Source organism: Rossellomorea oryzaecorticis, from assembly GCF_038405515.1.
Lineage (GTDB): Bacteria > Bacillota > Bacilli > Bacillales > Bacillaceae_B > Rossellomorea > Rossellomorea oryzaecorticis_A.
This window is the reverse complement of the sequence record NZ_JBBYAF010000014.1, coordinates 1-11,670: the sequence shown is the minus strand read 5'-3', so window position 1 is coordinate 11,670 and position 11,670 is coordinate 1. Positions and strand designations below refer to the sequence as shown.

Genomic DNA, 11,670 nt, shown 5'->3' with positions numbered 1-11,670 from the left:
CTTATTGAAAGAGAAAGTTCAGGTTTCATTCATAATAGCACTTGTCCCGCATAAACTTGTACAAACACTTCAAAGTACGATTAAAGGGGTTGATGAGTGTGTGTGGGAAAAAAACGAAATTTTACATATATTATATGCTTGTATTTGCTTTATTGTTTGCATTGGTCTCTAAGGAAGTCCAGGCTGCACCTTCAGTGAGTGCACAAAGGGCCATCCTGATGGATGGGGAAACAGGGAGGGTATTGTTTGAAAAAGATGCTCACAGTAAAAGCAGGATAGCGAGTATAACGAAAATAATGACGGCGATAATAGCGATCGAGTCCGGAAAAATGGATGAAGAAGTCACTGTATCCTCAAACGCCTCCGGAACAGAAGGTTCCTCTCTCTACCTGAAGGCTGGGGAAAAAATAAAGCTTGAAGACCTGGTATATGGATTGATGCTCAGATCAGGGAACGATTCTGCAGTTGCAATCGCTGAATCCGTTGGCGGAAGCCTTAAGGGCTTTGCACATTTGATGAATCAAAAAGCTTCGGAAATCGGGATGGAGAATTCACATTTCTCAAACCCGCATGGTCTGGACGATCATGACGATCACTATTCTACTGCCTATGACATGGCATTACTAACCAAATATGCAATGGAAAACGATGTCTACAAGAAAATTGCGGGTACCAAAGTCCACACCGCACCTAACCCGGAAGAAAAATGGGATCGCAAATGGAAAAATAAAAACCGGCTCGTGACCGAGCTTTACAAACATAGTACAGGCGGTAAAACCGGATATACTAAATTGGCTAAAAGAACGCTTGTTTCCACTGCTTCCAAAGACGATGAAAACTTAATCGCAGTAACGTTGAATGCACCGGATGATTGGAATGACCATATTGGGATGTTTGAATATGGATTTGAGCATTTTGATTACAAGACCGTGCTGGATAAAGGGGTCATCAAGAAATTTGATGATGAGTTTTATGAAGGCCATGTGTATGTGAAACGCGAAGTGATCATGACATTGCAAGATAATGAAGAAGAGTCGGTAAGGATCGAATACAAAATGCTAGAGCCGAAACAGGAATGGAAGAAAAATAAAAATGTCCCGGAAGTGGTCGGTAAGGCTGTCATATATTTGGAGGATAGAGAGGCAGATTCATTGCCTGTTTACTTTAAGGGAGAAGAGGAGCCTGAGGAAGAGAAAAGCTGGTGGAAGTTCTGGGCATATTCAATGAAAACCTTCCTGGGAGTAAAGCAAAATGGTTAATCTGATCTGGGTTGGCATGACCATCATAGGAATAATATTTGCCGTCATCAATGGAAGAATGGAAGAGATTAATGAAGCGATCTTTAAATCTGCCAATGAAGCGGTAACCCTCTGTATCGGGTTAATCAGCGTGCTGGTATTCTGGCTCGGGATCATGAGGATCGCCCAGGAAGCTGGTTTGCTTGATAAACTGGCCAAGCTGTTCAGACCGTTTGTAAAACGTTTATTCCCGGAAGTTCCTGATGACCATCCTGCCATGGGGTATATCCTGTCAAATATGATTGCAAACATGTTCGGGCTTGGGAATGCCGCCACCCCGCTAGGCATCAAGGCCATGGAACAATTGAAGAAGTTAAACGGGGGAAGTGATTCAGCCAGCAGGTCAATGATTACATTCTTAGCCATTAACACCTCCAGCCTGACGATCATTCCGACGACCGTCATTGCGATAAGAATGAAATATGATTCAGCGTCACCGACTGAAATTGTCGGACCGACACTGATCGCCACCATGCTGTCCACCATAGGAGCTATATTGATAGACCGATATTTTCATTACAGACGTACTCGTCGCGAGGTGAAATAGATGCAATGGATTTCGACTATATCACTGTGGCTGATCCCGATCATGATAGGCTTTATACTAATCTATGGGACACTGAAGAAAGTCCCGACATACGAAGTGTTTGTGGAAGGCGGCAAAGAAGGAGTTAAAATTGCTATCTCCATCATTCCTTTTTTAATAGGGATGCTTGTTGCGATCACTGTGTTCAGGGAATCTGGTGCATTGGAATTCTTTGTTGGCCTTATACGTCCGGCACTGCTTGCGTTAGGCATTCCGCCTGAGATAGTTCCGCTTGCCATCATCAGGCCGATTTCCGGTACAGCAGCTCTCGGGATGATGAGTGATATTGTGGCAGCATATGGCCCTGATTCCTTTATCGGAAGACTTGCATCCACCCTGCAGGGCAGTACCGATACAACGCTTTACGTCCTGACAGTTTACTTCGGTGCAGTCGGCATCCGGAAAATGGGCGATGCACTCAAAGTAGGATTACTCGCAGACCTCGTCGGCATCGCAGCAGCCATCTTCATCGTCACAATCATGTTCGGTTGATAGTCACGCAGAAAGCGAAGTCTTGCACGTAAAACAAAAGCGGTATTCAAAAGAAAAACAGCCACCCGTGCTGTTTTTTCTTTTTGCCTTTCTATTTTGTCCCGATTGTGTAATAATTCATGAAGACAAAAGTTTTGAAAATCAGAAGAGGTGAAATACCGTGGAACGTTTACAAAAAGTAATTGCTCACAGCGGCGTGGCATCAAGACGTAAAGCAGAGCAGTTAATCATAGAAGGTAAAGTGAAAGTGAATGGAAATGTTGTAAAGGAGCTTGGAACAAAGGTCTCATCCTCCGATAAAGTTGAAGTGAACGGTGTACAGATCGAAAGAGAGAACAAAGTATACTATCTATTATACAAACCAAGAGGCGTTATTTCAGCAGTCACAGATGATAAAGGCCGTAAAGTGGTAACGGATTTCTTTCCTGAAATAGAGGAGAGAATCTATCCTGTAGGACGTCTTGATTACGACACATCAGGATTATTGCTCCTGACGAATGACGGTGAGTTTGCTAATTTACTCATGCATCCAAGCAATCAGATTGAAAAGACCTATGTAGCCAGATTAAAAGGGGTCCCTCCTAAGTTTAAAATCAGGGAGCTGGAAAAAGGAATCAAATTAGAGGACGGAATGACGGCACCGGCCAAAGTGAAAGTCCTCAGTATCGATAAAAAACAAGGTAAGTCAATTGCCGAAATCACCATCCACGAAGGAAGGAACCGTCAAGTCCGCAGAATGTTCGAAGCAATCGGGTTTCCCGTTCAGAAACTAAAGAGGGAAAGATTCGCTTTCCTTACACTTCACGGATTGAATGCAGGTGAAGGACGCGAGTTGACGCCTCATGAGGTCAAACAGCTCAGAACTCTTGCGGAAACGGGAAGTATTCGATAAACATGAAGTGAAAGTGTCACATATCCTTCATATATTTACACTGCGGGAGTAGTGATAAATGTTATAATGGGAAGGGAATTTTCCTGGCAGGTAGAGGTTAATTCCCTACATAGCAATTATGATAACTGACTATTTTGTAGGGACTGATCTTATAATCAGGCCCTTTCCTGTTGTTAGGAGTATCATTGATAATTGTGAGAACGATTACATTGGTGGAGGGATCGTCAAGTGAACAAAAAGAAGCGAAGACTGCTTATAAGAAGCATCATCCTTATCCTGTTGACCTCTGCAGTTGTGTATACCTTGTATGCAAACTTTACGAAAGATGAAAGAGGACAAATCAAAGCAGGAGATCCTGCACCTGATTTTGTACTGACAGATATGGATGGAAACAAGCACAAACTATCGGATTATAAAGGGCAAGGCGTATTCCTGAATTTCTGGGGTACATGGTGTAAGCCTTGTGAAGAAGAAATGCCGTATATGAATAATCAGTATAAAGAGTTTAAAGATCAAGGCGTACAGGTGCTTGCCGTCAATGTGAGCGAGTCGGAATTCCTGGTTAATCGTTTTGTTGCAAAACATAGTCTTGAGTTTCCGATCGTTATCGACAAAAATGGTGAAGTATTGAATGCTTATGGAGTAGACCCGCTGCCTACCACCTTTCTTATCAATCCAGAAGGGAAGGTTGAAAAGGTTCTGACAGGCACCATGACAGAAGAGGACGTCAAAAATCATATGGAAAGCATCAAACCTTAATGCAACAGAGTTCGAGCTTAGAATAAGGAGTTTTATTTTATGAAGGAAATAAAATGTGAATGTGGACACGTCAATCCTGTTGGAACTGTTCTTTGCGAATCATGCGGACGTGCCCTGACATCCAAAGCAAAAGAGGAAAAGCTTCATGATATGCGCTATGAGGGCAGTGCCAGACGTTCTCAAACGTATAATAAATCAATCATCGACAAAGTGTGGAATTTCTTTTCATCAGTGAAAGTGGGAGTATGGCTGATTGTCATTACATTGATTGCTTCCGCGGTGGGGACGATCTTTCCACAGAAACAATACATTCCTTCTGTACTTCCTCCCGACCAGTATTATGAAGAAGTTTACGGTTTTGCAGGGGAACTGTATTATACTCTCGGATTCCATGACCTATACAGTTCCTGGTGGTACCTATTATTGATCGCTTCAATCGGGGTATCACTGGTCATCTGCAGTCTGGACAGGGTCATTCCGCTGCACCGCGCACTGAAGACCCAGCGTGTCTCACGTCACGAAAGCTTTTTAAAACGTCAGCGTGTATACGGAATGACGGATGTGACGAATATAGATGATAACCTTGAGAAAATCAAGAAAAAGCTCAAGGAAAAGAAATATAAGATCCGTGAAGAAAATGGAAACATCCTTGCAGAGAGGAATCGTTTTTCCAGGTGGGGACCTTATGTCAATCACGTCGGGTTGATCATCTTCCTGATAGGCGGAATGCTCCGGTTTGTTCCCGGGATGTATATTGACGAAACAATATGGATCCGTGAAGGTGAGAAGAAAGCTGTTCCAGGGACTAAGGATGAATATTATATCGAAAATAAAGAGTTCACCCTTGAAAACTACGACAATAAAGATAAAGAGGTCTTTCAACAATCGATTGAACGTGTAGGTACCATTGCGAAGAACTATCAATCGGATGTTGTTCTGTATAAAGAATCCGGTAAAACCCTTCCAGGTGAAAAGGCAGATCTGAAAATGGAAAAAGAGGATTCGATAAAAGTAAACCATCCTCTTAAGTTTGAAAACTTTGCCGTTTATCAGACAAGCTACAAGTTGAATGAATTTAAGTCGATGTCATTTACGTTTGATAACAAAGAAACTGAGAAGACTTTCGGTGAGTTTACCGTAGATTTATTTGATCCAAAGGACAAATTTGATTTTGGGAATGGATACAGTATTGAATTAATGGGCTATTACCCTAACTTTACAGGGTTTGATAAAAACGGGGAACCGATTTCGGATAAACCGGTACCTGATAATCCTGCCTTCCTTTTCAAAATGTTTTCACCTGAAAAACCTGAAGGGGAAATCAGTTTTGTGGGAATCAGAAAAAACCTCGAGCCTCTCGGGGAGAACGAGTTTAAAGTTTCCTTTGCTGGAGTGGAAACACGTGACGTATCAGCACTGACTGTTCATAAAGATTTGACTCTCTGGATCATTGCGCTTGGAGGAGCTATTTTTATGATAGGTGTTGTTCAAGGCGCATACTGGCATCATCGCAGAATATGGTTCAGAAGAAGCGGGGATGGTAGTTTAATAGTAGCTGGACATACGAATAAAGGCTGGTTCGGCTTGAAAAATGAGCTGAAAGGAATTCTTGAAGGAACGGATATTCGAATGCCTGAGGATCAGCAAGAGGAACAGAAAGAAAAGCAGGGAGTAAGGAGGAACAAGGATGACGGCGACAACAATGGCCGAATGGAGCAGTAATTTACTCTATATCGCTTTTATCATGTATTTAGTTGCAACATTGTTTCTTGGCGGAAGCATCCGTCAGAAGAATACGACAGAAACAAATCAAAGCAAATGGGGCCGTATCGGTATCGTGATTACCATCATAGGATTTGCAGCTCAGCTCGGCTTTTTCTTCTTGAGATGGGCGGTAGCGGGACACGCTCCTGTAAGCAACCTGTTTGAATATACAACATTTTTCGGAATGACGCTGGTGGGCTCGTTTATTATCATTTATTTTATTTACAAAAAGACGATCCTCGGGGTAGTTGCATTGCCGATTGCATTACTGATCATCGCATATGCCAGCATGTTCCCCAGAGATATCAGCCCGCTGATTCCGGCTCTTCAAAGCGACTGGTTAAAGATCCATGTAACGACAGTGGCAGCAGGTGAATCCATCCTTGCGATCAGCTTTGTAGCAGGATTGATTTATTTATTGAAATCTGTTGAACATACGAAGGGAAACAGGCAGTCATTCTGGCTTGAGACTGTTATGTACGGAATTGTCGTAGTTATCGGATTCATTGCGGCATCAACCGGATTTACGTTATCAAATTATGAAGCAACCTTTAACTATGTAAATCAGCAAGGCCAGGAAGCAGTATCGGAATATACGCTTCCCCCGCTAGTAGGTCCGAATGAAGGCAAGTTAGTGACAGATAACGTAATGGAACCATTGGCGGAAATGCCGAAATTGATCAATGCAAAAAAATTGAACACCGTCATTTGGTCACTCATTACAGGAACCGTGATCTATCTGTTACTGCGCTTGATATTTAGAAAACGCATCGCTGCCAAGATCCAGCCTGCCGTTAGGAATGTTAATTTAGACTTAATGGATGAAATCGGTTATCGTTCTGTACTGATCGGTTTCCCTGTCTTTACATTGGGCGGTTTGATCTTTGCAATGATATGGGCTCAAATCGCGTGGACAAGGTTCTGGGGCTGGGATCCCAAAGAAGTATGGGCGCTCATCACCTTCTTGTTCTATGCCGTTTTCCTGCATCTCCGGCTTTCTAAAGGATGGCACGGAGAAAAGTCAGCTTGGCTAGCCGTTATTGGTTTTGCCATCATCATGTTTAATCTTGTAGCAGTAAACCTCATCATCGCAGGATTACATTCATACGCATAAAAAACTGGATGAACAAGAGGCTGACGAAACGGGTATCAATTTCCCTTTGAGTCAGCTTCTTTTTTGAATTACAATAAGAATAATGGTGTAACTACAAAAAGGGGGACACATTCATGGAAGAAAACATCCGCATATTGGTTGTAGATGATGAAGACCGAATTAGACGATTACTGAAAATGTACTTAGAAAGAGAAAATTATATCATTGATGAAGCAGAAAATGGTGAAGAAGCTTTAGAGAAAGCGCTTGAACAAGACTATGATTGTATCTTGCTGGATATCATGATGCCGGGTATGGATGGAGTCGAAGTGTGTAAACACCTTCGTGAGACGAAATCCACCCCTGTAATCATGCTTACAGCAAAAGGGGAAGAAGTAAACAGAGTGCAAGGATTCGAGGTGGGAACGGACGATTATATCGTAAAACCATTTTCCCCGAGGGAAGTTGTGCTCAGAGTGAAAGCGTTATTGCGGCGTTCGTCAAAAACAACGTACATACAGACAGAGGCAAAGGCAAAAGACCTTATTGTTTATCCTCATCTGACAATCGACAATGATGCACATCGGGTGACGGCTGATGGAGTGGATGTTAACTTGACTCCGAAGGAATATGAACTATTGTATTTTCTTTCAAAGTCGCCTGATAAGGTTTTCGATCGGGAGCACCTTCTTAAAGAAGTGTGGCATTATGAGTTCTTTGGTGATTTAAGAACGGTTGACACACATGTGAAACGCTTAAGGGAAAAACTGAATAAAGTATCTGAAATGGCTGCTAAAATGATCGTGACGGTCTGGGGAGTCGGGTATAAGTTCGAGGTTACAAATGAATGAGACTTTGGCGAAGTGTAGTAGGAAAACTATGGGTGACCATTTTATTACTGGTCTCATTTGTCCTATTTATATTAACGATTCTCCTATTGGAGTTTTTCCAAAACTATCATGTGGATGAAGTCGAGAAAGAATTAACGAACACAGCCGAAAAAGTAGCCAGGGTCGTCGAAAATCATAAAGATTTAGACCTCGGTATGGAGCTGGGAAAAGAAATCATCGATGAACCGGTGAATATCCTGATTGTGCTGGATGATGATAAATCTATTTATTCTCATGATTCTAAAGGAAGTCACGAAGATATTCATAACTTGATTATGAATGATAAGGACTTACAAAAAGTTTCTCAAGAAAAAGCTGTAAAAAAAGAATTTGAATTAACCTCCGATCTTTCAGACAACAGATATGAAAATATCATAGTGGTCGGAACCCCTCTCCACATTGATGAAAGAGACGGAGCTGTGTATTTATATCAGTCGCTTGGAGTCATTAAGGATACTACGCGGCAAACGACAAAACTGATCCTTCTGGCTGCAGGTATAGCGATCATCCTGACAACCATCTTCGCCTTCTTCCTCTCGACACGAATTACCGCTCCTCTAAGAAAAATGAGGGAAGCAGCTTTCGAAGTCGCAAAAGGGAAGTTCGATACGAAGGTACCGATCCTGACAAAGGATGAAATAGGTGAATTAGCTACAGGGTTTAATCAGATGGGGAGACAGCTCAAGTTCCATATCAATGCATTGAGTCAGGAGAAAGAACAGCTTTCCAGTATTTTAAGCAGTATGGCAGACGGAGTCATTACGTTTAACCGGGATGGTACGATCCTGATCACGAACCCTCCGGCTGACCGGTTCCTGCAGCAATGGTATTACGAACAGAGCGACCAGGATGATGAACCGATACCGACTTCACTTAAAGTACTCCTACAAAATGTAGTGGTCACCGAGACGGAGCAGACGGGTGAAATGACTCTTCAGGGAAGGTCCTATGTCGTCATCGTCAGTCCCCTTTACAATAATAATACGATACGCGGGGCAGTGGTGGTGGTCCGTGATATGACAGAAGAGAGAAGGCTGGATAAGCTTCGGAAGGATTTCATTGCGAACGTATCACACGAACTCCGGACACCGATTTCCATGCTTCAGGGATACAGTGAAGCAATTGTGGATGATATCGCAGAGTCTGAAGAAGAGAAAAAAGAAATTGCACGAATTATATATGATGAATCTTTGAGAATGGGTCGCTTGGTAAATGACCTGCTGGATCTCGCAAGAATGGAAGCCGGGCATATCATGCTGAACAAAGAAGCTGTGCTGATTATGCCTTTTACTGAAAGAGTCACAAATAAATTTCTTGGTCTTGCGAGGGATAATCGGGTTTCCATCTACTTTGAGAGCAGTGTGGATTTAACGAAAGAAATGTCAATGGATGCTGACAGAATCGAGCAAGTATTAACAAACCTGATCGATAATGCAGTACGTCACACTCCCGAAGAAGGAACGGTTACCGTTTCATTAACGGAAGGGAAAGGTGGATTTCTGTTTCATGTAAAGGACACAGGTTCAGGGATCCCTGAGGAAGATCTGCCTTTCGTGTTTGAACGTTTTTATAAAGCTGATAAGGCAAGGACAAGAGGGAAATCAGGAACAGGTCTTGGCTTGGCGATCGCTAAGAATATTGTAGAAGCCCATAGGGGACATATCCAGGTTCATAGTAAGCTTGATCAAGGGACAACATTCACATTCTTTCTTCCTTTTCAGTCATAAATCGAGGAAAAACACAGAGTGATAAAGAAATTGAAGAAATGTGACGATAAATCTTGTTACATGGGGAACAATTTACAGTCGAAAAGTCAACAGTAGAGACCTCGCATAGCAGGGAATACTGTTGACTTTTTTAGATTGATGTCCGGATTTGAAAACGTTTAAAAAAACTGTTTCAATGTGTGTAACTTTTATATAAAATAATCGACTAATTAGTTGACGGGGAGGTATAAAATGGACTCCGTTTTTGACGAATTATATTCTAAATATCACCAGGATGTCTTTAACTTTTTGATATACATGGTGCAAAATCGGCAGCAGGCTGAAGATCTCGTTCAGGAAGTGTATATCCGGGTTCTTAAATCACATCAGCACTTTGAGGGGAAAAGTTCTGAGAAAACATGGCTTTTTTCCATAGCTAAAAATGTGGCGATTGACCATTTCAGAAAACAGAAAAATTGGAAGAATCGTATTTTGGAAAAATTCGATTGGAACCGTAATGATCTGACTTCAGATGATGCACCTCCAGATAAAATCGCAGTCGCAAATGAAGAAATACAAGTACTATATCAATGCCTGAAGACTTGTTCGACCGACTATCGTTTGGTAATCATCATGCGCTACCTGCAGGAGTTATCCATCAAAGAGACAGCTGAAGTACTCGATTGGTCGGAAAGCAAAGTGAAGACAACACAACATAGAGCATTGAAATGGCTGAAAATAGAGATGAATCAGCGTCTAAGAAAGGAGGAGGAGGACCTTGAAGAAATCAGAATGGAACGACCATGATATTAAAGAGATGATTAAACAACTGCCCAGAATAAAAGATGACCGCCATCCCTCCCATATTTACTCAAAAGTGAAAAAAGAGAAGAGGCCGTGGAACAGCGTGCGGCGTTTCGTACCTGCGCTCGTGACACTTGCTGCGCTGTTTATCGTCGTCCTTTTGTCACCTGCACTCATATCGCAGCTGAATCAGTCGAATCAAGACAGCGCAATGGAAGGATCTTTCTCTACTGATTCATCCGGAGGAGAGGCGAAAACCGCCACAGAATCTCCTGCAAATGAGTTAGATTCAGATCCCGGTCCAGCCCAGGATCCCAAGGAAGAAAGTCAGCTCAAAATGGCGGAAGACAATGATAAGTATAGTGAATCAATCACAACTCCTGAAACAGAGCTGCAGCATGAAAGACTTTCTGTGTTTAAAGAAGATGTAGCTGATAAAGACTACTATTCTTATGGTGTTGTATCTGCAGATGCGATACCAGTTCCAGTTTCGGTCATCACGAAAGCTGAAGAAAACCAGAAAGACTGGGTAGAGCAATATGAAACAATCTCGAATCTGCTACCGGAATCAGATTGGGGCTTCCAGGATTATTTTCCAATCAAGGGGGATCTATCTCTCGGTGAAAATAAGGAAACTGTATTACTGACCATGGATGAAAACCATCCTTACAGTGGAAGCAGTGCAATCGAGTCCAATTTCTATCAATCGCTTTTGTATTCATTTGAAGAGAAAGATGTGAAGGAAATCATCCTGCAAAATAAAGATGGAAGTACACCGGAATTCAGCCATTATGGAACTTTATCTTCCATTCCGCTGAATCAGGATTTGCATCATGCATTTTATAGTTATTCCCCTAATGGCCGCGACCGATATTTGGTCCCTGATCCGGTAAACAGGAAAAATGTAAAGCAATCGATAGGTGCGATGAAAGAAACACCATCCGGCCTATTTAAAAGCGTGATACCGGAACATCTTTCGATGGATGTGACAGAATCTGATGATATGGTCATTGTCACGTTCAATGAGAAAGTAGATTTAGACTCTATGAATTTCCAATCTGCTCAGGAATTAATTGAAGGAATACTGTTAACAGCCAGAAGTTCAGGCTATGAAAAAGTGCAGTTCCAAAACATCGTGCAGGGGAAATGGAATGGTTTCAACTTTGCACATCCGATTGAGACACCTTTAAGTCCGAATAAAAAAAGTTTGAATGAGTAAATGATGAACGACTGAAATGGAATGCTTGATGCCATTTCGGTCGTTTTTTTTGATGGGCTCTGTCTGCTATATACCGCTGTTGATTTCCGTGCAAGACTTCGCTTTCCGCGGGCGGCCGGTGAGCCTCCTCGTCGCTGCGCTCCTGTGGGGTCTCACCTGTCTCGCTT

Annotated in this window: 11 protein-coding genes; all 11 read left to right on the top strand. The window is 42.3% G+C overall.

What is annotated here, in order from left to right; all coding sequences use genetic code 11:
• Positions 1–134: 134 nt before the first annotated feature.
• The 11 genes from AAEO50_RS08885 to AAEO50_RS08835 all read left to right on the top strand — a co-directional run bounded on the left by AAEO50_RS08885 (position 135) and on the right by AAEO50_RS08835 (position 11,503).
• On the top strand, positions 135–1,259 hold the full coding sequence (locus AAEO50_RS08885) for a D-alanyl-D-alanine carboxypeptidase family protein (protein WP_341982641.1): 1,125 nt from the start codon (positions 135–137) through the stop codon (positions 1,257–1,259).
• Entirely contained in the window at positions 1,252–1,845 is a 594-nt protein-coding gene (locus AAEO50_RS08880; RefSeq protein ID WP_341982639.1) for a nucleoside recognition domain-containing protein, read from the top strand. Before AAEO50_RS08885 ends, AAEO50_RS08880 begins: the two co-directional genes overlap by 8 nt.
• A complete protein-coding gene (locus AAEO50_RS08875) occupies positions 1,846–2,376 on the top strand; it encodes a spore maturation protein (protein ID WP_341982637.1) in 531 nt (176 codons plus the stop codon).
• 160 nt (positions 2,377–2,536) lie between these two features.
• The gene (locus AAEO50_RS08870; protein ID WP_341982636.1) at positions 2,537–3,268 is read left to right on the top strand and encodes a pseudouridine synthase; all 732 of its coding nucleotides are present in this window, start codon (positions 2,537–2,539) and stop codon (positions 3,266–3,268) included.
• Positions 3,269–3,496: 228 nt separating this feature from the next.
• Complete coding sequence (resA, locus tag AAEO50_RS08865; protein WP_341982634.1) at positions 3,497–4,027, top strand: thiol-disulfide oxidoreductase ResA; 531 nt, start codon at positions 3,497–3,499, stop codon at positions 4,025–4,027.
• Positions 4,028–4,066: 39 nt separating this feature from the next.
• Positions 4,067–5,749 carry a cytochrome c biogenesis protein ResB gene (gene resB, locus AAEO50_RS08860; protein ID WP_341982632.1) on the top strand — a complete coding sequence of 561 codons (1,683 nt, stop codon included), beginning with the start codon at positions 4,067–4,069 and terminating at the stop codon, positions 5,747–5,749.
• Positions 5,730–6,905, top strand: a complete 1,176-nt coding sequence (ccsB, locus tag AAEO50_RS08855) for a c-type cytochrome biogenesis protein CcsB (RefSeq protein ID WP_341982778.1) — start codon at positions 5,730–5,732, stop codon at positions 6,903–6,905. Before resB ends, ccsB begins: the two co-directional genes overlap by 20 nt.
• Before the next feature lie 113 nt (positions 6,906–7,018).
• Positions 7,019–7,735 (top strand): response regulator transcription factor, encoded by a 717-nt coding sequence (locus AAEO50_RS08850; RefSeq protein WP_341982630.1) that lies wholly within the window; start codon positions 7,019–7,021, stop codon positions 7,733–7,735.
• Positions 7,732–9,501, top strand: coding sequence for an ATP-binding protein (locus tag AAEO50_RS08845; protein ID WP_341982628.1), 1,770 nt, complete (start codon positions 7,732–7,734; stop codon positions 9,499–9,501). Before AAEO50_RS08850 ends, AAEO50_RS08845 begins: the two co-directional genes overlap by 4 nt.
• A gap of 231 nt (positions 9,502–9,732) precedes the next feature.
• Positions 9,733–10,287, top strand: coding sequence for an RNA polymerase sigma factor SigX (gene sigX, locus AAEO50_RS08840; protein ID WP_341982626.1), 555 nt, complete (start codon positions 9,733–9,735; stop codon positions 10,285–10,287).
• Positions 10,259–11,503: a hypothetical protein gene (locus tag AAEO50_RS08835; RefSeq protein WP_341982624.1), complete on the top strand. Its 1,245-nt coding sequence runs from the start codon at positions 10,259–10,261 to the stop codon at positions 11,501–11,503. Before sigX ends, AAEO50_RS08835 begins: the two co-directional genes overlap by 29 nt.
• The last annotated feature ends 167 nt before the right edge of the window (positions 11,504–11,670 follow it).